Origin of the sequence: Streptosporangium vulgare, from assembly GCF_042428775.1 — a bacterium.
Lineage (GTDB): Bacteria > Actinomycetota > Actinomycetes > Streptosporangiales > Streptosporangiaceae > Streptosporangium > Streptosporangium vulgare.
Genome location: NZ_JBHMBS010000001.1, coordinates 139,161 through 164,500, shown reverse-complemented (window position 1 = coordinate 164,500; position 25,340 = coordinate 139,161). Strand labels below are relative to the sequence as shown.

Annotated in this window: 21 protein-coding genes; 4 read left to right on the top strand and 17 right to left on the bottom strand. The window is 72.8% G+C overall.

All coding sequences use genetic code 11. The features are described 5' to 3' along the window. Positions 1-22: 22 nt before the first annotated feature. The 3 genes from ACFFRH_RS00715 to ACFFRH_RS00705 all read right to left on the bottom strand — a co-directional run bounded on the left by ACFFRH_RS00715 (position 23) and on the right by ACFFRH_RS00705 (position 2,894). Positions 23-1,261, bottom strand: a complete 1,239-nt coding sequence (locus ACFFRH_RS00715) for a glycosyltransferase family 9 protein (protein ID WP_344749027.1) — start codon at positions 1,259-1,261, stop codon at positions 23-25. Between the two features lie 468 nt (positions 1,262-1,729). Continuing rightward, positions 1,730-2,173, bottom strand: a complete 444-nt coding sequence (locus ACFFRH_RS00710; RefSeq protein ID WP_344749026.1) for a cytidine/deoxycytidylate deaminase family protein — start codon at positions 2,171-2,173, stop codon at positions 1,730-1,732. Between the two features lie 10 nt (positions 2,174-2,183). Further along, a complete protein-coding gene (locus tag ACFFRH_RS00705) occupies positions 2,184-2,894 on the bottom strand; it encodes a RibD family protein (protein WP_344749025.1) in 711 nt (236 codons plus the stop codon). A 462-nt stretch (positions 2,895-3,356) separates the two neighbouring features. Here ACFFRH_RS00705 and ACFFRH_RS00700 point away from each other — a divergent pair, with 462 nt between their 5' ends. The 3 genes from ACFFRH_RS00700 (at position 3,357) to ACFFRH_RS00690 (ending at position 5,888) form a co-directional block, all read left to right on the top strand. Beyond that, complete coding sequence (locus tag ACFFRH_RS00700; protein WP_344749023.1) at positions 3,357-4,337, top strand: inorganic phosphate transporter; 981 nt, start codon at positions 3,357-3,359, stop codon at positions 4,335-4,337. Continuing rightward, positions 4,334-4,993 carry a DUF47 domain-containing protein gene (locus ACFFRH_RS00695; protein WP_344749022.1) on the top strand — a complete coding sequence of 220 codons (660 nt, stop codon included), beginning with the start codon at positions 4,334-4,336 and terminating at the stop codon, positions 4,991-4,993. Before ACFFRH_RS00700 ends, ACFFRH_RS00695 begins: the two co-directional genes overlap by 4 nt. 226 nt (positions 4,994-5,219) lie before the next feature. Continuing rightward, complete coding sequence (locus tag ACFFRH_RS00690) at positions 5,220-5,888, top strand: AIM24 family protein (protein WP_344749021.1); 669 nt, start codon at positions 5,220-5,222, stop codon at positions 5,886-5,888. A gap of 238 nt (positions 5,889-6,126) precedes the next feature. Here ACFFRH_RS00690 and ACFFRH_RS00685 read toward each other — a convergent pair whose 3' ends face one another. Continuing rightward, complete coding sequence (locus ACFFRH_RS00685) at positions 6,127-7,488, bottom strand: ARMT1-like domain-containing protein (RefSeq protein ID WP_386153199.1); 1,362 nt, start codon at positions 7,486-7,488, stop codon at positions 6,127-6,129. A 96-nt stretch (positions 7,489-7,584) separates the two neighbouring features. Between ACFFRH_RS00685 and ACFFRH_RS00680 the strand changes: the two genes are divergently transcribed. After that, entirely contained in the window at positions 7,585-8,214 is a 630-nt protein-coding gene (locus ACFFRH_RS00680; protein WP_344749018.1) for a helix-turn-helix domain-containing protein, read from the top strand. Between the two features lie 150 nt (positions 8,215-8,364). Here the strand turns inward: ACFFRH_RS00680 and ACFFRH_RS00675 are convergent, their stop codons facing one another. From ACFFRH_RS00675 to ACFFRH_RS00615, 13 genes are all read right to left on the bottom strand, one after another. Then, positions 8,365-9,753: an FAD-dependent oxidoreductase gene (locus ACFFRH_RS00675; RefSeq protein WP_386153196.1), complete on the bottom strand. Its 1,389-nt coding sequence runs from the start codon at positions 9,751-9,753 to the stop codon at positions 8,365-8,367. Next, positions 9,750-11,144 carry a kynureninase gene (gene kynU, locus ACFFRH_RS00670; RefSeq protein ID WP_344749016.1) on the bottom strand — a complete coding sequence of 465 codons (1,395 nt, stop codon included), beginning with the start codon at positions 11,142-11,144 and terminating at the stop codon, positions 9,750-9,752. Before kynU ends, ACFFRH_RS00675 begins: the two co-directional genes overlap by 4 nt. A gap of 160 nt (positions 11,145-11,304) precedes the next feature. Further along, positions 11,305-12,333: an LLM class flavin-dependent oxidoreductase gene (locus ACFFRH_RS00665; RefSeq protein ID WP_386153193.1), complete on the bottom strand. Its 1,029-nt coding sequence runs from the start codon at positions 12,331-12,333 to the stop codon at positions 11,305-11,307. A 153-nt stretch (positions 12,334-12,486) separates the two neighbouring features. Then, positions 12,487-12,831 carry a TIGR04076 family protein gene (locus tag ACFFRH_RS00660; RefSeq protein ID WP_344743682.1) on the bottom strand — a complete coding sequence of 115 codons (345 nt, stop codon included), beginning with the start codon at positions 12,829-12,831 and terminating at the stop codon, positions 12,487-12,489. A gap of 40 nt (positions 12,832-12,871) precedes the next feature. Next, on the bottom strand, positions 12,872-13,861 hold the full coding sequence (locus tag ACFFRH_RS00655; protein WP_386153190.1) for a zinc-binding dehydrogenase: 990 nt from the start codon (positions 13,859-13,861) through the stop codon (positions 12,872-12,874). After that, the gene (locus ACFFRH_RS00650; protein ID WP_386153187.1) at positions 13,858-14,442 is read right to left on the bottom strand and encodes a DUF4440 domain-containing protein; all 585 of its coding nucleotides are present in this window, start codon (positions 14,440-14,442) and stop codon (positions 13,858-13,860) included. The genes ACFFRH_RS00655 and ACFFRH_RS00650 overlap by 4 nt, the downstream gene beginning before the upstream one ends. Further along, positions 14,439-15,734, bottom strand: a complete 1,296-nt coding sequence (locus ACFFRH_RS00645) for an amidohydrolase family protein (RefSeq protein WP_386153184.1) — start codon at positions 15,732-15,734, stop codon at positions 14,439-14,441. Before ACFFRH_RS00645 ends, ACFFRH_RS00650 begins: the two co-directional genes overlap by 4 nt. Further along, on the bottom strand, positions 15,731-17,473 hold the full coding sequence (locus tag ACFFRH_RS00640; protein WP_344743686.1) for a hydantoinase B/oxoprolinase family protein: 1,743 nt from the start codon (positions 17,471-17,473) through the stop codon (positions 15,731-15,733). The genes ACFFRH_RS00645 and ACFFRH_RS00640 overlap by 4 nt, the downstream gene beginning before the upstream one ends. Then, positions 17,466-19,220, bottom strand: a complete 1,755-nt coding sequence (locus ACFFRH_RS00635) for a hydantoinase B/oxoprolinase family protein (RefSeq protein ID WP_344743687.1) — start codon at positions 19,218-19,220, stop codon at positions 17,466-17,468. Before ACFFRH_RS00635 ends, ACFFRH_RS00640 begins: the two co-directional genes overlap by 8 nt. Continuing rightward, positions 19,217-21,274, bottom strand: coding sequence for a hydantoinase/oxoprolinase family protein (locus ACFFRH_RS00630; protein WP_344743688.1), 2,058 nt, complete (start codon positions 21,272-21,274; stop codon positions 19,217-19,219). The genes ACFFRH_RS00635 and ACFFRH_RS00630 overlap by 4 nt, the downstream gene beginning before the upstream one ends. An 8-nt stretch (positions 21,275-21,282) precedes the next feature. Further along, the gene (locus ACFFRH_RS00625; RefSeq protein WP_344743689.1) at positions 21,283-23,385 is read right to left on the bottom strand and encodes a dipeptide ABC transporter ATP-binding protein; all 2,103 of its coding nucleotides are present in this window, start codon (positions 23,383-23,385) and stop codon (positions 21,283-21,285) included. Positions 23,386-23,391: 6 nt separating this feature from the next. Then, positions 23,392-24,327 (bottom strand): ABC transporter permease, encoded by a 936-nt coding sequence (locus ACFFRH_RS00620; protein WP_344743690.1) that lies wholly within the window; start codon positions 24,325-24,327, stop codon positions 23,392-23,394. Continuing rightward, positions 24,327-25,337: an ABC transporter permease gene (locus tag ACFFRH_RS00615; protein WP_344743691.1), complete on the bottom strand. Its 1,011-nt coding sequence runs from the start codon at positions 25,335-25,337 to the stop codon at positions 24,327-24,329. The genes ACFFRH_RS00620 and ACFFRH_RS00615 overlap by 1 nt, the downstream gene beginning before the upstream one ends. Positions 25,338-25,340 lie beyond the last annotated feature (3 nt).

Genomic DNA, 25,340 nt, shown 5'->3' with positions numbered 1-25,340 from the left:
ATGTGACGGCCTCTCTCACGCCTCATGTGGCGGCCTCTTTCACGAACGTCAGGCGGTCGACCGCCTCGACGACCCGCGTGCTCGGCACCGACGACAGGCACGGGTGACCGGCGACCGGGCAGGCGCCGGCCCGCGTCGCCCTGCAGGGGGCCTGCTGGTCGCCGAGGATCACGGTCGGCACCCCGTACGGCGCCCAGCGCCCGGCGGGGGCCACGGGGGCGAACAGGCTGACGACCGGCGTGCCGACCGCGGCCGCGAGGTGGGCGGGACCGGCGTCGGCGACGACCACCGCGCACGCTCCTTCGAGCACCGCGGCGAGCTCGGGAAAGGTCGTCCTGCCGCCCAGGTCGACGACGGACCTCGCCGGGTGCCCGACCGGCCGCTCGCCGCGCGGGGCCGAGGGGCCGTCCGGACCCCGGCCTCCCGTCGCGACGGACCGCCCGTCGACCCAGCCCTCGGTGAAGGTGGGCTCCTCCGCCTCCTCCCAGCCGCGCAGGCGGACGGGGCCGCCGCCCATCCAGCCACCCGCGAAGAGGGGGCCGGGCGACAGGCCGTGCTGCCCGACGCCGGAGGCGATCCGCGCGGTGAGTCCCCGCTCGTCCTGGCCACCGGTCACGACGACCCTGCGGCCCGAGCGGACCAGGTCGTGGACCGCGCGTGCCCAGTGCTCCTCCGGCCACGCCCTGGCCGGGGCCGACACCCCGGGATGCAGGACCACGTAGCCCGGCGGCCCGGTGAGGTGGCCGACGTCGGGCAGCGGGCGTCGTACGGCGAGGCCGCCCGGATCCCCCCTGGGGAGTTCGAATCCCGCGGCGCCGGCCAGCCCGAGCATCCGCTCGGCCTCCGGCACGTCCACGTCCTCGTCGACGACGTGCCACACGTCGAGCAGCGAGCCGGGGTGGTCGGCGGAGATCGCGGCGATCCTCAACGCACCCGCGAGCCTGAACAGCAGGGCCAGCGGCAGCGGCGACTGGTGGAGCGAGGTGAGGATCAGCGCCTGCTCGGGGGCCACGTCCCGGACGATCCGCAGCAGCCTCAGGACGTGCGGGCCGGTCATGGGCGGGGCGGCGGGGTCGATCCACGGCGTGCGCCACTCCACCACCCGCGACACCCCGGGCAGCAACTCGGCGGCGGCCCGGCCGTAGGGCCCGGTCAGCAGCACGACCTCCCGCGCGCTCGCGGCCACCGCGCGGACCGCCGGACCCGCCAGGAGGACGTCGCCCGCGTTGTCCACGCGGGCGACGAGAACGGTGCCGGTCACCACCGCCCCCCGGGCCGTGCCATGGTGGTGATGATCTCCCCGCCGGCCTCGGGGACAGCCGACAGATCATGAAATATCGCGTTTTTCCCGAGAAATCTCATGGTGCTCGGCCTCTCGTTCGATATCTAATGACTACCGAGAGGAGCGGCCACACAAACCGAAAAATCGTATATAAGCGCAGTTGAGAGGGTTATGCGATTGTTCTTATCGCTATAAGTAATCGCTCACAGGGTTACCTGGCTCCCGCGCCGGGTAACAAGGCGGATCACCGCGGCGGCTCGTCCCCCACGCGGGGCTCAGCGCCCCGAACCGGGCAGGCCGCCCCCCGGTGACCGGACAGCGCGACCGCTCAGGGGTCCGCGCGGGACCGGGGTACGCGGTGTCCGCACTGGGACCGGGGAACGCGGGATCCACATCGGGCCGGGGAACGCGAGGCCCGCCGGGTACGCCAGATACGCCGGGAGCCGGTCAGCCGGGGACGAGGTGGGCGTTGGGCTCGCGGGCCCGGTCCGCCAGCTCGGGAATCTCCAGCACGGTCACCCCGGCCGCCGCGAGTTCCTCTGCCCCGTGGCAGTCGACGAAGAGCAGCGGCTCGCGCCACGCCATCACCACGCGCCGGACGCCGCTGTCCAGGATCAGGCGGGTGCAGGTCCTGGGACGCGACCTGCGCGCGCTGCACGGCTCCAGGCTGCTGTAGACCGTGGCACCGGCCAGCCGGGGGTCGTCCGGGGAGATCTTGGCCAGCGCCGACTCCTCCGCGTGGACGTGCGGGTCGCCCTCCCGCGAGTATCCCCGGGAGATCTCCTCGCCGTCGGCGGAGACGACCACTGCGCCCACCGAGAAGGCCGTCTCCGAGGGCGGGCACGACCTCGCCAGGTCGCACGCCAGCTCCAGCCAGTCGCGGTCGTTCATCCGGTCCCCCTCAGCTCAGCAGGTAGCGCAGGAGGGTGACGTCGCCCATCATGCGGGCCTCCGCCAGTTCCATCCTGCGACGGCGGTCGCGGGGGAAGTCACCACCCAGGACGAAACGCGGCGCGGCAGGATCGCCGACGAAGAACGGGGCGACGACGAGATGGAGCTCGTCCACGAGGTCCTCCCGCAGGAAGCGGGTGTGGACGGAGGTGCCGCCCTCGACCATCAGGCGGCGCACCCCCCGCCCGTACAGGTCGGAGAGGACGCGGCCGAGATCGACTCCGCCGCCGTCATCACCACCGTCCCCCGGGCCTTCCGGGCCTCCCGCGGCGACCACCTCGGCGGCCCCGCCGAGACGGGCGGCGAGTTTCGCCACGGCCCCCGGCGCGGCGTACACGATCCTCTCCGCGTCACCGGCGGTGAAGAAGGCGGCGTCCGGGTCGAGGTCCCCGGTGGAAGTCAGCGTCACCTTCGCCGGGGAGGGCGGCAGGCCGCGCGCGGCCCGCTCCCGCCCGCGCTCCGGTGACCTGACCAGGAGGCGGGGGTCGTCGCGGCGGACGGTGCCCGCCCCGACCAGGATCGCGTCACAGGTGGCGCGGACCGCGTCGACCCGGTCGAAGTCCTCGTCGTTGGAGAGCAGGAGCCGGTGCGGCGTGTTGTCGTCGATATATCCGTCGACGGACATCGCGCAGCTCAGCAGCACGTACGGGCGCTCGCCCACCCTCCACCTCCCCCGGTCGGGCACCGGCCGATCGTAACAATCCCCGCCCGGTCTGCCCGCGGCGACGCCCGCCTCCGCCGCGTCCCGCCCGGCGGGCTCCCGGCCGACAACGCGACGGCGGGTACGGAACGCCATCTTCACGTCATCTGTACGTCAGCGGCAATTCCCCGATTGTTTACCCTCTGTTAACCTAAAACTGAAGCTTTCCAAATGAAGGGTCATAAATGCGTGTGAGCTCCCAAAGCCGTGGTCACGGGCGCTTTCCCGGCCTCCTGCGCTCTCTCCGAGGACCGACCGGCCACCACCTCCACGACACCGGTGTCTCGTACGCCCACACCGCCCGTACCTCTCGCGCCGTCCGCGCCGTCCGCGCCGTCCAGGGCGAGGGAGAGGCGTGACGGCGAGCCCCCCGGGGCGCGGGTGCCGCGAGGGCGCGGGGCACGGCCGGAGGTCCCTCCGCTGATGGGATGGACCCTGGCGTTCGCCGTCGTGGCGATCCTCTTCGTGCTGGCCAGCGGCGCCAACGACGGCGCCACCATCATCGGCCTCGGGCTCAGGTTCCCCCGCTCCCCCGGATGGGTGGTCGCCGTGCTCCTGGTGGCCGTGCTCTTCGCCGTCCCGTACCTCCTGGGAGTCGCGGTCGCGCGCACGTTCACCGAGCGGCTGGCCGGGCTCGGGACGAGCGGCGGAGCGGCGGCGTTCCTGGTGGGGGTGGTGATCGCGGTGGCGGTGGTCGCGGTGCTGACCGGCAGGGGCCTGCCGACCAGCCTCACCCTCGCGGTGATCGGCGGCATCAGCGGCGCGGGACTCGGCGCCGGGCTCCCCGTGTCGTGGCGGGACCTGGGCACCGTCCTGGCGATCGGGGCCGGCGCGCCCCTCGCCGGGCTGGCCCTGGGCTACCTGCTGGGGGCCGTGTCGCGCCGGGTGCCCTCCCACCGCCGCATGCCGCGACTGGTGTTCACCACCCACCTGCTGGCCTACTCGGCCCAGTGCGTGGCGTACGCGGTGAACGACGGCCAGAAGATGATCGCGGTGGTGAGCGTGGCGATCGGGGTGAGCCGCCACGGGCTCGGCGGGGTGGGGCCCGTCGAGGTACCGCCGGCGTGGATGGCCGCCCTGGTGGCGATCTTCCTCGCCGGTGCCCTGACGAGCCTGGTCCGCGTCGGAGGCCGGCTGGGCCGCGGGGTGGTCATCACCCGGCCGCTGCACATCGTCTCCGCCGAGACGGCGGCCACCGGCGCCGTCCTCGGCAGTTCGGCGCTGGGCAGCCCGGTGAGCATGACCCAGTCGATCACCGCGGGAGTGGTCGGCGCGGCGACGAGCGAGGGAACGAGGAGAGTGCGATGGCAAGGGGTCGTGAACGTGGGTACGGCGTGGCTGGTCACGCTGCCGTCGTCGATGGCGCTGGGCTGCCTCGGCGGTCTCGCCCTGAGGCTGATGTGAGGCGTGCCAAGAGCAGGACCCGGAGGTTCGCGCGTGCCTGGGACGACCTGCGCGGCCGTTCCGGGCGGCGGATCGTCGGGCTGGTACGGGACCAGGTGGCCATCGCGCGGGCGGGAGCCGAGCTGGCCCGCTCGGTCGCGTCCGGCGAGATCGAGCGGTCGGCGGCGCGCGCCCGGATGGCCGACGTGGAGCACGAGGGGGACGAGGCCAGGGCCGAGCTGGTACGGGTCCTGCGGCGGGTGCTGGCGACCCCCATCGACCGGGAGGACCTGTTCCGGCTCTCCCGCTCGATCGACGACGTGCTGGACCACCTGCGCGACCACGTACGCGAGATCGACCTGTTCGGGCCGGAGGACCTGCGGTTCGCGGCCGAACCGCTGCAGGCGGTGATCGACGGCCTCGACGAGTTGGAGGGCGCCGTACTGAAGATGATCGACGCCCCGGCGTCGGTCACCGAGGCCGTGCTGGCCACGCGCAAGGCGTGCAGCCGTGTCCGCCAGCTCTACCAGGCCCGGCTCGCCGTGCTGTTCGCCGGACCGCTGGACATGGACACCCTGCGCAGGCGCGAGCTGCTGTCGCGGCTCGACGCGGTGGGCCGCCGCCTCGGCGAGGCCGCCGACGCGCTCGCGGACGCGATGCTCAAGCGAAGCCACTGAGGGCGCCCTGAGGCCGTTCGCCCGGAGGGCCGGGACGACGGAGACACGGAGACCCGGAGATATAGAGACCTGGAGATACGGAGAACGCAGAGACGCGGAGACCGCAGAGACCGTAGAGACGCGGAGACGGCGAAGACCGCGGGCGGGAACTCCCTCGCGGCCGGATTCGTCATTCACCATGAGGCCGCCCACCATGTGACGTCCCCGACACCGAGAGGCATCTTCCTTGCGTAGCTCATTCTTCGGCAACCTCGACCAGGACCGGCTCCCCGACCACTTCGCCCTGCAGAACTCCAAGATGCTGCGGGTGCGGCTGGGCGGTGAGGTGCTGGCCCGGCAGGGGGCGATGGTCGCCTTCCAGGGGCAGATGGACTTCGACTACGAGGGCGCGGGGAGCGTCGGCCGCTTCCTGAAGAAGATGGTCAGCGGGGAGGGCGCGCCGCTGATGCGGGTCCGCGGGCAGGGCGTGATCTTCTTCGCCGACAACGCCACCGACGTCCACCTGTTCTACCTGGAGAACGAGGCGCTCACCGTCAACGGCACCAACCTGCTGGCCTTCGACCCGCAGCTCACCTGGGACATCCAGCGTGTCCAGGGCGCGGGCGTCGCCGCCGGCGGCCTGTTCAACACCACGCTCAAGGGCACCGGCTGGGTGGCGGTCACCGCGCACGGCGCCCCCGTGCTCCTCGACGCGGCCCAGGCGCCGACCTTCGCCGACGGCCAGTCCGCGGTGTGCTGGAGCGCGGGGTTGCACGTGGGCGTCAACCGCACGATGAAGGCGGGCGCGCTGATCGGGCGAGGCAGCGGCGAGGCCCTGCAGCTCGCGTTCAAGGGGGAGGGCTTCGTCCTCGTCCAGGCGAGCGAGGGCCCGATCGTCCCCCAGGCCGGCGGCTGAGGTCACGGGTCCGCGCGAGGGCGGTGGCCCGACCGTCCTCCGGTCCGGTGGCCGACGTCGCAAGGCCGCGCCGGGGTCCGGCCGGATCGTCCTCCGGTCCGGTAGCTGACATCGCGAGGCCGCGCCGGGGTCCGGCCGGATCGTCCTCCAGACCGGCGGCTGACGTCACGGCTCCGTGCGGGGTCCGGCCGGGGCCGACGGCCCGACCGTCCCCCGGTCCGGTGGCCGGTCCCGGTCGCTACGGCCTGGCCTGGATGAGCCCGTGGGCGCCGGTGGTCAGCCAGGGGCGGCCGGTGGCCTCCAGGGCCTTGACCACGTCGCCGTCCAGGCCGACCGCGACCTCGGACTTCAGGGTGCGCAGCGCCGCGACCGGGCCGGGGAAGTACGCGGTGGCCTCGGCGAACGGGGTGGTGTGCGGCCAGGCCCTGTCGCCGACCAGGCGGCGGTAGTTCAGGTCACCCTTCATGATCGTCAGTGATGCGGACGCGAAGTCCTCCCGCATGCCGACCGGCATCTCGCGGTAGGGCAGCGGCGCGCAGGAGAAGGCGTGCGCCCGGACGAGCAGCCGCCCCGACCCGAGCGCCGCCCGCAGCCGCCCCGCGACCTCTCCCGCCTCGCCGCCCGCCGCCGACATGCGCCGCAGGCAGGCCAGGACGTCGGCCGGGGTGGCGTCGGACACGTAGTACGGCAGCGGCTTGACGTGCAGGACGACCTCGCCCGTTCCCCGGGCGTGCAGCAGGTGGTCGATCAGGACGAGGTCGGGCAGCAGTTCGCTCCCGGCGTTGTCCGCGACCAGGCAGATCCTCGCGACACCCGCGCGACCGGCCACCCCGCGGTCCGCCTCGTCGTCGGGAGCACCGGAAGGACCGGAAGCACCGGAAGGACCGCGAGCACCGGAAACGCCGGAGGCACCTGGAACGCCGGGAACATCGGAGACGACGGAAAGGCCGGGAACATCAGGGACACCGGCCCTCTCGCCGCCGATCAGCGACCACAGGAGCTCGCTGTCGTCGGCCACCAGCCCGGATTCGCGCCCGGCGAGCTCAGGACCGGCCGCGACCCGGAACACGAGGTCGGCCCGGTTCCCCCACAGCGCCCGCAGGGTCAGCGTCTGGGCCCGCTCGCCGGGGGGCAGGGCGGCGAGGGCGTCGAGCTCGCGCAACTCCTCGTCGACGGCCTCACCGGACAGCTCGGCCTGCTTGAAGGGCTCGAACGGGTCGACGCCCTGCCACGCGCCGGGTCCGAAGTAGCCGACCGCGGACAGGAGCTTGCGGTAGAAGTAACTCTCCGCCCACAGGAACGGCGCGTCGTCCCACCGCCGCCCGATGTGCCCCCGGTCCCAGCTCTCCCACAGGTCGCGGTCGTGCGCGGAGCCCTCAAGCGGCTCCATGACCCCCTCGATCTCCTCAAGCAGCAGGTCGAGCGCCCGGTTCACCCGGATGTCGTACGGCGTGGCGGCCCGGACCTTCTCGATCAGGGCGGGGTGCCGTTCATGAAGAACCCGCCACGGATAGGAACCGGGGACATCGCTCAGGAACTCCGGCGGATCGTACGGCGCCGAGGGCACTCCGGACAGCTGCCGAGCATCACCGTCTGCCATTTCCGACTCCTTTTTTGACGCAGGACAACTCTTGTTATGAAATATGTTTAGCTAGAGCGAACAGGCGGCCACGCCGCTTGACGGAGGGAGCCGTAGGTGGGCACATCGGAGCGTCGCAGCGGTGAGGAGCTGGACCGCCACGACGCCGTCGGAGCCCGGATGCGGCAGTTCCGCAAGGAGCGCGGTCTGACACTACGCGGTCTCGCCACCCACTCCGGGCTCTCGATCGGGTTTCTGTCGCAGGTCGAGAGGGGGATCTCCTCCATCGGCCTGACCGCGCTCAACAGCGTGGCCACCGCGCTCGACCGCAGCGTGGCGGAGTTCTTCAACGACGTGCCGCCCGAGGAGGAGACCGAGGAGGAGCACGCCCCGGTCTCCCACCTGCCGAGCCACTTCACGCTCACCCGCTCCGCGACGGCCGCCACCGAGTACATCTCGGGCCAGCAGACCTACCGCATGCTCTCGGCCAGGGGCCCGAACCTGGTGCTCGAACCGCTGCTGGTGCACATCGCGCCCGGCGGCAAGCGCGAGAACTCCTACGGTCACGCCGGGGAGGAGTTCGCCTTCGTGCTGGAGGGCGAGCTCCTCTACGAGGTCGACGGCGTCGAGCACCGGCTGCACCCGGGTGACAGCGTCCACCTGAGGTCGACCGTCCCGCACAGCATGTTCAACGACACCGACCGGGTCACCACGGTCGTGTCCGTGGTGACCCCCCGGCTGTTCTGACCCTTCCCCGCCCGGACGGCGGGAACGGCCCGGCGGCGACGCGGGACGGCCGCTCCCGGCGCGAGACGATCGGTGACAACGCGAGGCGATCGGTCCCGGTGCGAGGCGATCGACCACAGTGCGGGGCCGGTCGGTGACGACGCGGGCCGGTCAGCGGCGGCGCAGGGCGCGGGCCGCCAGCGCGACCGCGGCCAGCGCGCCGAGCGCCCCGGCGGCGACCGCCCCGCGCTGGCGGGAGATGCGCCGCTGGATCTCGGCGTACGGCACCGTGCTGAACGACACGAGCTCGTAGCGGGAGGCGTAGCGGCCGGGCAGCAGCCGTTCCAGACCGTGCTCGACCCGCTTGCGCAGCAGGAACGACCGGGAGGCGACCTTGTCGCGCATCTCGACGAAGTTCTCCAGCGCGAGCTCGGCGATGGTGTCGGCGTGCTCCTTGCGGCGGGCCCCGTACATGGCGAGGGCCCGGGGGAAGTCGTCGCCGGTCTCCTCCAGGCAGCGGTCGAGCTCCACGCAGTCCTCGAAGCCGCAGTTGGCGCCCTGGCCGTAGAAGGGGACGATGGCGTGGGCCGCGTCGCCGAGCAGGCCGACCACCGCTCCGGCGGTGCCGCGCACGTGCCAGGGGCGGGCCCGCATGGTGACCAGGTGCCCGATCGGGTTGTGGGCGTAGTCCCCGGCGAGGTCGGGCATGAGGGCGCGGGCGTCGGCGTAGTTGGCGGCGAAGAACTCCTCGAACCGCTCCACCGTGTCCAGCTCCGCGAAGCTGCCCGGCCCCGACTTGGGCCAGAACAGCGTGCAGGTGAAGGACCTGTCCGGGTTGGGCAGGGCGATCATCATCGCCTTGCCGCGCGGCCAGATGTGCAGCGCGCCCGGGTCGAGGGCGAACCCGCCGTCGCGCGCCGGGATCGTGAGCTCCTTGTAGCCGTAGTCGAGGTACTCCTGGCTGAAGTCGAAGCCGGGAAGGAACTGCAGCCGTCCCCGTACCGCGCTGTAGGCGCCGTCCGCGGCGAGCACGACCGGGGCGGTGTGGGTGACGGGACCGCCGGGGGTGTCGAAGTCCATCCGTCCCGAGTCGACGTCGAGCCCGGTGAGCCGGTGCTCGAAGAGGGCGCGCACCCCGGGCATGCCGAGGGCCGCGTCCAGCAGGGTCCGGTTGAGCTCCGAGCGGCTGATGGAGTTGATCGCGCGCTGCCCTCCGGCGCTGTACGGCTGGAAGCCGAGCGTGCCGTCGGGGGCGTGCATCATCCGGCCGGGCATCGGCAGCGCGGCCTTCAGCACGGTCTCGTCCAGGCCGATCCTGCGCAGCGCGTCGATCCCCCGCTCGGAGATCGCCAGGTTGATCGAGCGCCCGCGCTCGGGGGCGGCCTCGCGCGGGTCGGGCCTGCGCTCGTACAGGGTGACCTCGTAGCCTCGGCGGGCCAGGTAACAGGCCGTCAGGCAGCCGACCAGCCCGGCGCCGACCACGGCGACCTCACCGACCCCGCCGCTCCTGCCGACCCCGCCGATCTCGCCGGCCTCGCCGACCTCGCCAGGGGAACTCATGCCGGTCTCACCTCCCTGGCGAGCGCGTCGGCCGCCCGCCAGCAGTCGTGGAACGTGGAGTACATGGGCACGGGGGCGAACCGGATGACGTCCGGGCGCCGCACGTCGGCGAGGACGCCGTGCACCTCGTGCAGCCGGGCGGCCAGCTCGGAGGCGTCGACGCCCCCCGTCACCCGGAGGGAGAGCTGGGCTCCGCGCCTGGCCGGGTCGGCGGGCGTGACGATCTCCAGCGGGCGGTCGCGGGCCACCTCGGTGAGCAGCCGTTCCAGGTAGCCGGTGAGCGCCAGGCTCCGCTCCCGCAGCGCCGCCATCCCGGTCTCGGCGAACATCCGCAGCGAGACCCTGACCGGGGCCATCGCGAGGATCGGCGGGTTGGAGATCTGCCAGGCGTCGGCGGTGGGGACGGGGACGAGTTCGGGCCGCATCTCGAAGCGGGTCGCCTGCTCGGTGCTCCACCACCCGGCCAGCCGGGGCAGCTCCGGGTCGGTCACGTGGCGCCGGTGCACGAAACACCCGGCGACCGCGCCGGGACCGGCGTTGAGGTATTTGTACGAGCACCAGGCCGCGAAGTCCACGTCCCAGTCGTGCAGCGCGAGCGGCACGTTCCCGGCGGCGTGCGCGAGGTCCCAGCCGACGACGCACCCGGCCGCGTGCCCGGCGGCGGTGACGGCGGGGATGTCGAGGAACTCGCCGGTCAGGTAGTTGACCCCGCCGAGGAGCACGAGCGCCACCCGGTGCCCCTCGCGGGCCAGGTAGTCCGCGATGTCCTCGGTGCGCAGGCAGTCCTCGCCCTCCCGGGGGCGCAGGCGGACCACCGTCTCATCGGGGTCGAGCCCGTGGTGCACGGCCTGGCTGCGCACCGCGTAGCTGTCGGAGGAGAAGGCGTGGTCCTCGATGACGATGCGGGTGCGCTCGCCCGCCGGACGGTAGAAGGTCGCCATCATCAGGTGCAGGTTGACCGTGAGGGAGTTCATCACCACGGTCTCGTCGGGGAACGCGCCCACCAGGGCGGCGGCGTCCTCGCGCAGCTCCGCGTGGTAGGGCAGCCAGGGGTGAGCCGCCCGGTGGTGTCCCTCGACCGCGTGCAGGGCCCAGTCGTCCAGCTCGGCGGAGATGGCGGCGCGGGCGGCACGGGGCTGGAGGCCGAGCGAGTTGCCGGCGAAGTAGGCGACCTCGGGATGGCGGGAGGCCGCGGGGGCGGGCGGGACGAGGAACTCCGCGCGACGGCACACCGGCTTCCCGGGGCCTCCCCCGTACCCGGCGTGCGCGGCCTCCGTGCCAGGTGTGGCACGCGCGGCGTACTCGGCGTCGGCGGCCAGCGCCTCCCGCTCACCTGGGCTTCCGGAACCGTCGAAGCCGATCGCCGGGCCTCCGGCGTGCTCAATCGTCACGTCATCTCCTTCTCCCTTCTTATGTTCACCCATACTGAACTGAGGTGAAATTAGCGGCGCGCGACGATTCCGGCCGCACACTTTACGGACGGAAGGTTCTCCGGGCATCCGGTTTCGAGATGACGGAGCGTCACCGGAGAGTGCCGCCTCTCACACTCGGTCACCGCGTCGTCGCCACCCCTTTCGGGGAACGATCCAGCAGTGGCAGCACCTCGGCGCCCAGCAGCTCCACGCCGCCGTCGTCGGTGAGACCGTGCGGCGTACCGAACTCCACCCGGCGCACGCCCGCGTCGAGAAGGGCCTGGGCCTGCGCGGCGACCTGCTCAGGGGTGCCGGAGAAGGCGAACAGGTCGAGCAGGTCACCGGGGATCAGCCGCCCGGCCTCCTCGTCCCTCCCCTCGGCGACCAGCTCCTTGACCCGGCCGAGCAGGTCGGCGGGGATCTCCACGGTCGGATCGAGGTCGGCGACCACCGCGAGGTACATGGCGACCTCGCGGCGCGCCCTGGCGCGGGCCGCGGCGCCGTCGGCGTCCACGACGGTCACCGCGCCCAGGACGACGCCGATCTCGCGGGGATCGCGCCCGGCCGCCACCGCCCCGGCCGCGACCCGCTCGCGGATCACCCCGGCCATCGCCGGGTTCGCGCTGCCGCCCACCTTGATCTCGTCGGCGATCCGCCCGGCCAGCGCCGCCCCTCGCGGACCCCAGGCGCCGAGGAGCAGCGGCGGCCGGGCCCGGTGCACGGGGTAGCGCAGCCGCGTGCCGGGCGCGAGACGGAACATCTCCCCCTCGTACCCGCCGTCGTCACCGGCCAGCAGCCGGTGGACCACCTCGACGGCCTCCGCCAGCGCGGTCAGCGGCCTGGGCTGGGCGATGCCCACCGCGCCGAGCCAGGTGCCGCGCGCCAGTCCCAGGTAGGCGCGGCCGTGCGAGGCCAGGTCGAGGGCGGCGAGCTGCCCGGCGATCTCGTACGGTGCCGTCGAGTACGGGTTGAGGCAGGCCGCGCCGAGCCGCACCCTCTCGGTGGCGGCGGCCATCTCCAGCAGGGGAAAGATCGGCGGCTGGTACATCAGGTCGCCGAACACGCTCAGTACGTCGAAGCCGTGCTCCTCGGCGCGACGCGCGAGCCGCGCGTAGTCACCGGCCCGCTTGTCGCTCTGCAGACCGAGACCGATCTCGGCGGCCGTCATCGTGAACCCCCGGGATCGACGGCGGCCGTCGCGGCTTCCCTCGGGCTCGCCGTCATCGTGCCCCCCTCGGGGCGGCCGTCGTCATGCGCCGAACCCTCGGATCGGCGGCGGTCATCGCGGTTCCCCTCGGGGCGGCCGTCATCGTGACCCCTCTCAGGTCAGGTCGGCGGAGTTCATCCGGCGGCGGCGGGTCCGCTCGACCCGCATCACCAGCCGCTCCTCCGGGTCGGGGCAGGTGAACAGGGTGTCCCGCTCCAGCCAGTCGCCCTCGGCGAGGTCGCGCTGCTTGGCGGCGAGGAACGGCAGGACCGAGGCGAGCGCGTAGACGCAGAAGTGCTCGCCGTCGGGGAGCCGCAGGTGGGCGCTGTTCTCCAGCGTGAAGCAGTCACCCACCCCCATCCCGCAGACGGATCTGCCCTCGATGCGGTCGACCACCACCCGCAGGTCGTACAGCTCCATGTCCCCGTCGTCGCCGTGCGCGCCGCCGATGTCGTCCATACCGGTTCCTCTCCCTCAGCCCGTCCTGTCTCAGCCCGTCTCAGCCCGTCCGGACCATGATCTTTCCTGTCGTACGTCGTGTGGCCAGGTCGGTGAGGGCGGCGGGGGTTTCCGCCAGGTCCACCACGCGCGACACGAGCGGCCGGACGGCGCCCGAGGCGAGCAGGGCGAACAGCTCCTCGTAGGCGTCCCGCACCGCGCCGGGCCTCCGCCACGGGTACGCCGACCCCCACGACACCCCGACCAGGGAGGCGTTGGCGGCGACGAGCGCCATCGGGTCGACCGGCGGCGGGGACCCTCCGGCCGCCCCGACGGCCACCAGGCGCCCCTCGAAGGCGAGGCAGCCCAGCGAGCGCGCGAGGACGTCGCCGCCGACGGGATCGACCACCACGTCCACGCCGTGACCGTCCGTCAGGTCCATGACCGAGGCGGCGAAGTCGGCGTCCAGGTAGTCGATCGCCTCGCCCGCCCCGTTCTCCAGGCACAGCGCGGTCTTGGCCGGACCGCCCGCCGTGCAGATCACACGCGCCCCGAAGGCGAGCGCGAGCTGGGTGGCGGCGATGCCGACACCCCCCGCGCCCGCGTGCACGAGCACCGTCTCCCCCGCCGCCAGCCCGGCGCGGCGCAGCGCGAACCACGCGGTCTGGTACGTGACGGGCAGGGCCGCGACCGTGACGGGATCGAGCCCGGCCGGGTACGGCACCACGAGTGAGGCGTCGACGGTGACGACGTCGCCGAGGGCGCCGTGCGGCAGGGTGGGACAGGCGAGAACCTCCCTGCCCTCCAGGTGCCCGGCACCCGCCCCCGCGGCGACCACCGTCCCCGCGGCCTCGACGCCCGGCGTCATCGGCGGGTCGGGGCGCACGGGGTAGGTGCCCCTGCACAGCATTACGTCGAGGTAGTTCAGCCCGACGGCCCGCACCGCGATCCTCACCTCCCCCTCGCCGGGGGCGCGGTCCTCGGGCACCTCCGCCAGGGAGAGGACCTCCTCGGGCTCGCCGTGCTCGTAGGCGACCAGCCGCCGGTTCACGGCGCGAGCAGTTCGGAGTGATGGTGCACGATGAGCCAGTCGCCGCCGACGCGGCGCAGCACGTCGGTCACCCGGCTGCGCTGCGCGGGCCCGCCGGGCGGTTCGGCGACGAGCACGTAGCGGGCGACGCCGGTGTCGTCCCACACGTCGATCCGCTTGTCCTCGGCCGCGAGCCGGTCGAGGCGGGGACGGGCACCCGAGCCGTCCCTGTCGTCGCGGTAGGCGTCGAGTTCCGACCGGGTCCGCAACGGCCCCGGCAGGTGCGTCTCCCAGGTGGTCACCTCGTCGTGCAGGTGCCCGTCGAACCGGCGGCGGTCCGCCGCGAGGAACGCGTCGTACATGTCGTCGATGCCCGCCGCGATCAGGTCGGTATCGGCGCCGGAAGCGGAACCGGGGCCGACACCGACACCGACACCGGCACCGGCACCGGCACCGGCACCGGCCTCGATGGCAGTGGCGGCGGCGGTGGCAGTGGCAGTGGCGGCGGAACCGCTTGGAGCGTCTTCGTCGCCCCGCGCCTCACCGGCCGGAGCCGCGGCGGAGTGTCCTCGATCCCCGGATCCCGGGTAAACGGTGTTCACGACTTCTCCCATCCCGACCGGTCGTCGCGGACGACCCGGCCGCCCTTCATCACCCAGCGGACCCCGCGGAAGGCCGAGGTGCCCGCGAGGGGGTCGGCGTCCATCGCGACGAGGTCCGCGTACTTGCCGACCTCGACGGTGCCGAGGTCGGCGTCGGCGCCGAGCCAGCGCACCGGGCCGAGCGTCCCGGCGTACAGCGCTCCCGCCGGGCCGAGGCCGCCCTCGGACATGCACTCCAGCTCGCGTACCGAGGCGTTGGTCCCCTCGAAGTCCCAGAACGGCGGCATGTCGCTGCCCATCAGGACGTCCACCCCCGCGTCGAGGGCCATCGCGTAGCTCTCCAGGTGCCGGGGGCCGGCGCCGAGCGAGCGGCACTGCATCCACTCCGGCACGCCGAGTTCGTCGAAGAACTCCTTGCAGCGGGTGACGAGCAGCGTCGGCACCAGGGACGTGCCGCGTTCGGCCATCCGCTTCGCGACCTCGGGGGTGAGCTGGTAGCCGTGCTCCACGCAGTCGAGGCCGAGCTCGACGGCCTCGGCGATCACCGCGGCCGGGCCCGCGTGCGCGGTGACCTTGCGGCCCCAGGCGTGCGCGGTCTGCAGCGCCGCCGCCATCTCGTCGGAGAACAGCTGCGGGGTGTCGATCTTCTCGTGCTCCCCGGCGATCCCGCCCGAGATCATGATCTTGATGAGGTCGGCACCCGCCTTGACCTGGGCGCGCACCCCGCGCCGGAACCCGTCGGCGCCGTCGCACTCCAGGGTGTCGCTGCCCTCGTGCCCGTGGCCGCCGGTGCAGACCAGGGCGCGACCGGCCGTGAAGATTCGCGGGCCGATCGCCCGGCCCGACTCGATCGCCCGGCGCAGCGCGAAGTCGGCGTGGTCCTTCTCGGCCACGCACCTCACCGTGGTGACCCCGCAGTGCAGGGTGCGCCGGGCGCCGTCGGCCATGTAGAGGGCGAGCTCGTGCGCCGTCATGTTCTTGACGCTGTCGCCTCCCTGCCCGGGGAGCGACAGGGACAGGTGGGTGTGCATGTTGACCAGGCCGGGGGTGACGTACGCGCCGTCGAGGTCGATCGGGCGGGCGTCGCCGGTCCGCTCCAGGATCCGCTCGCGCGGGCCCACGGCCGCGATCCGGTCGCCCCGGACCCACACCGCCGCGTCGACGATCCGTCCCTCGCCGCCCACCGCCCCGGCTTCCGGCGTACGACTCCTCGGGGCCGTACCGGGAACGGCGGCGCGGGCGTCGGTGACGGTGCAGTTGACGAGGACCACGTCGTTGACCATGTCGTTCATCGGACGGCCCCGGTCTCGTAGGTCCGGCGGGCGGCGTCGGGTGAGACGTAGCCCTCGGCGACGTCGCGGCGGACCAGTTCCGGATCGCGCTCGCGCGGATCGCCGTGCCCGCCGCCCCCGGCCGTCAGCAACGTGACCCGATCACCGATCTCCACCCGGGTCCGCCTGGTACTGACCCGGTGCTCACGCTCGGTGCCGGGAAAGACCACCACCTGGTTCGGCTCGGGCTCCAGCCCGCCCTCCAGCGCCCACGGCCGCGACCGCGTCTTCTTGATCACCGACAGGAACTCCCCCGGCACCACGAACCGGATGTCACGCCGCAGACCCACCCCGCCCCGGAACCGCCCCGCACCCCCGGAGTCCTCCCGCATCTCCACCCGCTCGAAGAACATCCCGGTCTTCGCCTCCAGGACCTCGACAGGGGTGTTGCGGGCCTGGGTCTGGCACAGGTGGTTGGCGGCGTTCATGCCGTCGTGGGAGGGGGTGGCGCCCCAGCCGACCGGATCGTTGTTGCTGACCGCGAACATCTGCCCGGTCTCCGGATGAGTCCCGACCATCATGAACCCCGGCACGTCACCTCCCGAGGAGGCCGGAAGCCGGTCCGGCATGCCCTGCGCCAGCGCCTTGTAGATCAGCTCCAGGGCGACCGTCCCCGTCCACTGGGTGAAGGTCGCCGCCGGGTAGACGGCGTGGAAGAGAGTGCCCGGCTCGGCCCGCACCTCCAGCGGGGCGAAGTGCCCGGCGTTGGTCTGCTCCCCCGGCGTGGTGATCGCCTTGAAGGCGACCCGGCAGGTCGCGATGGTCGCGCCGAACGGGAGGTTGACCGGCCCCGCGGTCGCGCCGGACGACCCGGCGAAGTCGACGGTGAAGGTGCCGTCGGCGATCGTGACGGTGACCTGCATGCGGATCGGATCGTCTGTGACGCCGTCGTCGTCCAGCCAGTCGACCGCCGTCCACGACCCCTGCGGCAGGCGGGCGACGGCCTCGGCGGTGGACTCCGCGGCGGCGGCGATCACCGTCTCGACGACGGACCCGACGACGTCCGCGCCGTAGCGGTCGTAGAGCTCGCGGACGCGGCGCTCGCCGGTGCGCAGCGCGGCGACCTGCGCGTTCAGATCACCGATCACCAGATCCGGCATCCGCGAATTGAACCGGATCAACTCGATGATCTCCCGATTCGGCACACCCCCCGAGAACACCTTCGTCCCCGGAAAGATAATCCCCTCCTGATGCATGTCCGTGGAATCCAGCACATACCCGGGATCCTTCGCCCCCAGATCCATCCAATGAGCCCGCACACACAAGAAACCCACCAGATCCGCACCCGCGAACACCGGACAGAACAACGTCGCGTCATAAGAATGCGCCGCGTTCCAGTACGGATAATTCAACAACACCACATCACCCGGAAACAGATTCTCCCGCCCCACGTACTCCACACCCTTGCGGACGGAGTAGTCGTTGGCGCCGAGGAAACGGCTCAGCCCGGTCGACTCGGCGACCAGTCGCAGGTCCGCGTCGTAGACGGAGATGCCGAAGTCGAAGACCTCGTAGATGACCGGGTTGAAGGCGGTACGGACGAGCGTGGCCCGCATCTCCTCGGCGGCCGAGGTGAGATAGCTGCGCACCACCTCGACCGTCGCGCCGTCCACCGGGACACGCCCCTCACCGGCGGGAACGGCCCTCTCCCTTCCCGGGACGCCGGAGCCCGGCGTGGAGGAGACGAAGGACTCAGACATCGTCGATCCCGTAGGTCCGGCGGGCGGCGTCGGGTGAGACGTAGCCCTCGGCGACGTCGCGGCGGACCAGTTCCGGATCGCGCTCGCGCGGATCGCCGTGCCCGCCGCCCCCGGCCGTCAGCAACGTGACCCGATCACCGATCTCCACCCGGGTCCGCCTGGTGCTCACCCGGTGCTCACGCTCGGTGCCGGGAAAGACCACCACCTGGTTCGGCTCGGGCTCCAGCCCGCCCTCCAGCGCCCACGGCCGCGACCGCGTCTTCTTGATCACCGACAGGAACTCCCCCGGCACGACAAAGCGAATGTCACGCCGCAGACCCACCCCACCCCGGAACCGCCCCGCACCCCCGGAGTCCTCCCGCATCTCCACCCGCTCGAAGAACATCCCGGTCCTGGCCTCCAGGACCTCGATCGGGGTGATGCGTCCCGTACTGCCGGAGACGTGGGTGGCGGCGTTCATACCGTCGTGGGAGGGGGTGGCGCCCCAGCCGACCGGATCGTTGTTGCTGACCGCGAACATCTGCCCGGTCTCCGGATGGATCCCGACCATCATGAACCCCGGCACGTCACCCCCGGACGAGGCGGGCAACCGGTCCGGCATGCCCTGCGCCAGCGCCTTCAGGATGAGCTCGACCGCGACGATGCCGGTCCAGAGGGTGAACGTCGGCTGCGGGTAGACGGCGTGGAAGAGCGTGCCCGGCTCGGCCCGCACCTCCAGCGGAACGGTCGTGCCGAAGTTGGACGGCTCGTCGGGCGAGGTGAGCGCCTTGAGGACGACCTTGCAGATCGCGATGGTCGCGCCGAACGGCATGTTGATGGGACCGGGCGTGGCGGGCGAGGAACCGGCGAAGTCGACGGTGAAGGTGCCGTCGGCGATCGTGACGGTGACCTGCATGCGGACCGGTTCGTCGGTGATGCCGTCGTCGTCCAGCCAGTCGACCGCCGTCCACGATCCCTGCGGCAGCTCGGCGAGGGCGGCGCGGGTGCGCGCCTCCCCGTCCTCGACCATCCGCCGCACCGCGGCGTCCACGGTCGGGCGGCCGAACTTCTCCAGGATCTCCAGGAACCGGCGCTCGCCGGTGCGCAGCGCGGCGACCTGCGCGTTCAGATCACCGATCACCAGATCCGGCATCCGCGAATTGAACCGGATCAACTCGATGATCTCCCGATTCGGCACACCCCCCGAGAACACCTTCGTCCCCGGAAAGATAATCCCCTCCTGATGCATGTCCGTGGAATCCAGCACATACCCGGGATCCTTCGCCCCCAGATCCATCCAATGAGCCCGCACACACAAGAAACCCACCAGATCCACACCCGCGAACACCGGACAGAACAACGTCGCGTCATAAGAATGCGCCGCGTTCCAGTACGGATAATTCAACAACACCACATCACCCGGAAACAGATTCTCCCGCCCCACGTACTCCACACCCTTGCGCAGTGAGAAGTCGTTGGCGCCGAGGAAGAAGGTGAGCCCGGTGGCCTCGGCGATCAGCCGCAGGTCCGCGTCGTACATCGACATGCCGAAGTCGTGGACCTCGTAGATGACCGGGTTGAACGATGTGCGGATCAGCGTGGCCCGCATCTCCTCCGCCGCCGCGAGCAGGTAGCTGCGCACCACCTCGGCGGTCGCCCCGTCCAGCCGGGCCCCGTCCGGCTGAGCCCCGTCCGGGCGTGTGCCGTCCGGGTGCTCTCCGGCCGAGTGCCCGTCGTCCTGTCGCCCGCCATCCAGCCGCTCCGTCATGACGCCGCCTCCACAAGCCGTACCAGCAGGTAGCCGTGCTCCTCGACCTCGACGCGCTGTCCCGAGGGGACCACGGTGGTCGAGGTGCCCTCGTCGATCAGGGCGGGCCCGTCGAACGCGTCGCCCGGCTCCAGCAGCGCGCGGTCGTAGACGGCGAACGACGCGGTGGCGCGGGTGCCGAAGTCGTAGGCGTCCCTGCGGGCGAGCAGCGCCCGGCCCGCGTCGCCGTCGCCCGGCGGGCGCACCACCAGCTCGGGCCTGTCGGTACGGCCCACGCCCCGCACCCGCAGGTTGAGGATCTGCACCCGGTTGTCCATCGCGTGCCCGTAGCGCGCCGCGTGGGTCTCCTCGAACGCCCGCCTGATCGCGTCCCGGTCGAGGTCGCGGCCCGCGGTGACGATGAGCGAGTGCTCCTGTCCCAGGTAGCGCAGCTCGAACTGGCGCTCAAGGACCATGCGCCCGGCCGGGACCCGCTGCGCCTCCAGGGAGGCGACCGCCTCGGCCTCGACGCCCTTGAACACCGTCTCCAGCCCGTCGAGGTCGGCGTCGTCCAGGGTGGCCATCACCGTACGGGAGAAGTCGTCGACGATGTCGGCGCTGAGCATGCCCCACGCGGAGAAGCCCGACGGGGCGAACGGCACGATGACCTCGCCGATGCCCATCTCCGCCGCGAGCAGCGGGGCGAGCAGCGGCCCGGCCCCGCCGAACGCGAGCAGCGAGAAGCCGCGGGGGTCGTGTCCCCGCTCGACCGTGATCTGCCGGACCGCGCCGACGGTCTTGGCGAGCAGCACGTCGAAGACGCCCGCCGCCGCGGCCTCCGGGCTGAGCCCGAGCGGCCCGGCCACCTGCTCGTCGAGCGCCGCGCGGGCGGCGTCGGCCCGCAGCTCCATCGCACCGGAGAGGAAGCGGTCCGGGTCCACGTAGCCGAGGACGACCGCCGCGTCCGTGACAGTGGGGCGGGTGCCGCCCCGGCCGTAACACACCGGGCCGGGGTCGGCACCCGCGCTCTGCGGCCCCACCTTCAGCAATCCCCGCTCCAGCCACGCGATCGAGCCCCCTCCGGCGCCGATCGTGCGGATGTCGTAGGTGGGGATCAGCAGCGGGAAGTGCTCCAGCTGCGCCTCGTAGGCGGCCACCGGGGACCCGTGCTCGATCACGCACGCGTCCAGGGAGGTACCGCCGATGTCGAAGGTGAGAAGGTCCCGGCGACCGAGGGCGGCGGCGATGTGCGCCGCGCCCACGATGCCGCCCGCCGGGCCCGACAGCACGGTGTGCGTCGGGGAGGTCTTGGCCACGGCCGACGTCATGGAACCGCCGCCGGACCGCATGATCAGGAATCGCCCGTCGAAGCCGCGCTCGGCGAGCCCGCGCTCCAGCCGGTCCACGTACCTCTCGAAGATCGGCCGGATGTAGGCGTCGAGGACGGTCGTGCTGGTCCGCTCGTACTCGCGGTACTCCCTGACGATGTCGGTGGAGACCGAGACCGTCACCTGCGGGTACGCCTCGCGGATGATCCGGGCGGCCTCCCGCTCGTGGGAGGGGTCGAGGAAGGAGTGCAGGAAGCAGACGGCGATCGACACCACGCCCCCCTCCTCGACGAGGACGCGGGCGGCCTCCCGCACCCCGGCGGCGTCGAGCTCCTCGACCACCCGGCCCCGGTGGTCGAGGCGTCCGCGCACCCCTGCGGTGTGGCGGCGCCGCACGAGGCTCTCCGGCCGCTCGTACTGGAAGTCGTACATGTGGTCGGCGGGCACGTTGCCCCTGCCGATCAGGAAGATGTCACGGAAGCCGTCGTTGGTGACGATCCCGGTGGGCTCGCCGCGCCGCTCCAGGACGGCGTTGAGGCCGAGGGTGGTGCCGTGGATGAACAGCTCCACCTCCGACAGGTCGGTGCCGAGAGCGGTGACCGCGTCGAGCACGCCCTCCCAGGGGCGGGCCGGGGTGGTCGAGGCCTTCCTGAAGCGCACCTCGTGGGTGCGCGTGTCCAGCTCCATCGCGTCGACGAAGGTGCCGCCGATGTCGACGGCGAGCCGGAGGTGCTTGGGGTCGGGCATTGCGGGTGTCACCTTTCGATCAGCGCGGGGATCTCGGCGACGCGGCGGCAGGCGACCAGGCTCGCGTCGTACGGGCGGAGTTCCTGCTCCTGTTCCCGGCACTCGCCGGTCGCGAAGGGACAGCGCGGCGCGAGCGCGCAGCCCGCGGCGGCGTCCGCCTCCTCCAGATCCTTGGTCAGCTCGACTCTCGGGCCGCCGTACCCGGCGCCGAGGCTGGGGGCTCCGGCCAGCAGCGCCCGGGTGTAGGGGTGCAGCGGGTTGCCGAAGACCTCCTCCACCGGCCCCTCCTCGACGATCCGCCCCAGGTAGAGGACCGCGACGCGGTCGCAGAACCCCCGGACGGTGGCCAGGTCGTGGGAGATGAAGACCGTGCCGCGCGAGCGGTCGCCGCTCACCTCGGCGATCACCTTCAGGATCTGCGCCTGCACGGTGACGTCGAGCGCCGAGGTCGGCTCGTCGAAGACGATCAGGTCGGGGTCGCCGACGAGCGCGCGGGCGATGCCGACGCGCTGCGCCTGCCCGCCGGACAGCTCGTGCGGGCGCCGCCCCAGGATCGACGGGTCCAGCTCCATGCGCTCCAGGACGCGGGCGACGCGCGACGCCCGCTCGGCGGCGGGCACCCCGGCGGCGCGCAGCGGCTCGCCGATCGCGTCCGCCACGGTACGCCGGGGGCTGAGCGACCCCACGGGATCCTGGAAGACCAGCTGGGCCCGGGTGCGCAGGCGGCGCAGCTCCCGGCCGCGCAGCTCGGAGAAGACCCGCCCCGCCACCTCGACCCTCCCCTGTGAGGGCGCCACCAGCCCGAGCATCAGCCGGGCGAGCGTGCTCTTGCCGCAGCCGCTCTCCCCGACGATGCCCAGGGTCTCGCCCGCGGCGACGCCGAGGCTCACCCCGCGCAGGGCGTGGTGGCCCCCGCCGCCGAAGCGTGCCCGGTAGAGGACGTGCGCGTCCTCGACGCGCAGCACCTCCCCGCCCGTCCCCCTTCCGGGGACGGCCCTCGCCCCGGACGGTGCCTCCGTACGGGCGGGCGGCTCCCCGTCCACGGGCGGGGTCCCCGTGAGAACGGGCGCGACCCCCGCGAGAGACGGCCCGGGAGGCGTGTCGGCGGGCGCAGGTGCGTCGGCGGGCGCAGGTATGTCGGCGGGCTCGGTGAGGGGTCCGGAGCGGGGGTGGAAGCAGGCGACGCTCCAGTCGGAGGCGAGGGCCTCGGCGCGCGGAAGCTCCGTCGTGCACAACTCCGTCGCGTGCGCGCAGCGCGGCGCGAACGGGCAGGAGGACGGCGCCTCCACCGGCAGCGGCATCGCGCCGGGGGTGGCGGTCACCGGGCGCCCGTCGATGTCGGGCACCGAGCGCAGCAGCGCCCGCGTGTAGGGGTGGGCGGGCTCGTCGAGCACCTGCGGCCCGGGGCCGCTCTCCACCACCGTCCCCGCGTAGAGCACCACGACGCGGTCGCAGACCTCCGCGATGGAGGCGAGGTCGTGGGAGATCAGCAGGACGCCGCGCCGCTCGGCGTTCGCGGCGAGCCGGAAGCGGTTGAGGATCTCCCTGGTGAGGGTCACGTCCAGCCCGGTGGTGGGCTCGTCGGCGATCAGCAGGCCGGGGGCGCACCCGGTGGCCAGCGAGATCATGACGCGCTGCGCCATGCCGCCGGAGAGCTCGTGCGGGTAGGCGTCCAGGCGGCGCCTCGGGCTGCGGATGCCGACCGACTCGAACAGCTCGGCGGCGACCTCCCTGGCGGGGGCGGGGGCGAGGTCCCGGTGGGTGACCAGCCGGTCGACGAGCTGGCGGCCGACGGTCCTGGTGGGACTGAGCGCGCCGCGCGGGTTCTGGAAGCAGATCGCGGCGCCGTGCCCCCGGAAGGACTCCAGCTCGGCGGCGCCCATCGTCAGCACGTCGGCGCCGTCGAACATGACCCGCCCGGTCGTACGGGAGCCGCCGGGCAGCAGGCCCACGATCGAGCGGGCCACCATGCTCTTGCCGCCGCCGCTCTCACCGACCAGGCCGACCACCTCGCCGGGCTCGACGCTCAGGTTCACCCCGCTCAGCGCGGCGACCCGGCGTCCAGGACGGTCGATCACGACGGAGAGGTCCTCGATCGACAGGAGGGTCATCGTCCGTCACCTCCTCGTGGAGTCGGCGCGTTCCTGCAGGCCCTCACCGAGGAGGCTGAAGCCCAGGACGCAGATCAGCAGGAAGAGGCCGGGGGGCACCGAGGTCCACCACCGGCCGGCGACGACGTCCCCGGTGCCGAGGCTGATCATCGCGCCCCATTCGGCGGTGGGCACCGGCACGCCGAGCCCGAGGAAGGACAGCCCGGCCAGCGTGAGCATCGCCCAGCCGCAGTTCAGCGGGGCGATCACGCGCACCGGCGTGAGGCTGTTGGGCAGGACGTGCCGCCAGAGCACCCCCCAGAAGGAGGCGCCGGAGGTGCGGGACGCCTCCACGAAGGGCAGTTCCCTGATCGAGCGCACCTCGGCCCGCACCAGCCGGGCGTACGCGGGCGCGTTCACCAGCGCGATCACCGCGACCAGGTTGGCGGTCCCGCCACCGAGCAGCGCGGCCACCGCGAGGGCCAGGATGAAGGTGGGGAACGCCTGGAAGACGTCGAGCACCCGCATCAGCACGTCGTCCGGCCAGCCGCCCCGGTATCCGGCGACCAGGCCGACGAAACTGCCCGCGACCACGGCGAGGGCGACCGCGGCGACCGCGATGCCGACGTCGAGCCTGGCGGCGTACAGGACCCGGCTCCACACGTCCATGCCGTTGAGGTCGGTGCCCAGCAGGTGGGCGCCGCCCGGCGGGGCGAGGGAGGCGAGGGGGTCGATCTCCTCCGGGCCCCACGCGGTCAGCAGCGGCGCGAACACGACCGCCACCGCGACCAGGAGCAGGATCGCGGAACCGGCCGTGATCAGCGACGACGCGAAGCGCCGGTCCCCACCGGCCTCCCGGACGCGCCCCGCCTTCGGGGTGCGCCCCACCTTCGGGGCACGCGCGTCATCGGGCTTCCGCACGTGTCCGGCTCCGGCCTCGGGGGCGTGTTCGGCGTCCGGCATCAGATCCTCACTCTCGGGTCGAGGACCGCGTGGACGACGTCGGCGACGAGGAACACCACCACGTAGAACAGCGCGATCACGAGCACCGACGCCTGCACCACCGGGTAGTCCCGGTAGAGCAGGCCGCGCAGCGCCCACTGCCCGAAGCCCTGCCAGGAGAAGACGTACTCCACGAGGACCGTCGAGCCGATGGAGAAGCCGAACACCAGGGCCGCCAGCGCGGGGAGGCGCACCAGCGTGGCCCGTACCAGGTAGCCGCGCAGCAGCAGCCGGTCCCTGAGCCCGTGCGCGGCGGCGGCGGCGTACGCCTCGGAGGCGAGCACCTCCAGCGCGGAGGCCCGGACGCTGCGCAGCAGCGGCGCGACGATGACGATCACCAGCGTGGCCACCGGCAGCACGAGGTGTTCCAGCGCCGAGACGAACGCGGGGCCGTTGGCCGTCAGCGCCGCGTCGAGCAGGTCGGCGCCGGTGATCAGGCTGAGGTCGGTGTCGGGGTCCACCCGGCCGCTGGGCGCCGGGAACCAGCCCAGGACGCTGTAGCCGACGAGGACCAGCACCAGGCCGAGCCAGAACTCCGGCACCGAGTTGCCGACGAGCGCCGCGACGCGGACGGTGTGGTCGCCGAACCGGCCGGCGTTCCGCGCCGACCAGATGCCGAGCACCGTCGCCAGCACCAGCGCCACGACCAGCGCGATCACCACGAGCTCCATGGTCGGCCCGACGCGCACGGCCATCTCCGAGCCCACCGGGGCACCGCTCTGGATGGAGGTGCCGAAGTCACCGGTGAACAGCCCGCCGACGTAGTCGAGGAACTGCCGCCACAGCGGCTGGTCCAGCCCGAACCTGGCCCGCGCGGCGGCGGCGTCGGCCTCCGTGGCGTTGGGGCCGAGGATGGTACGGATCGGGTCGCCCGGCAGGACCCTGACGAGGAGGAAGGTCAGGACGACGACGCCGAGGAGCACCGGGACGAGCTGGAGCAGCCGTCTGAGGAGGAACCGGAGGATGCGCATGGA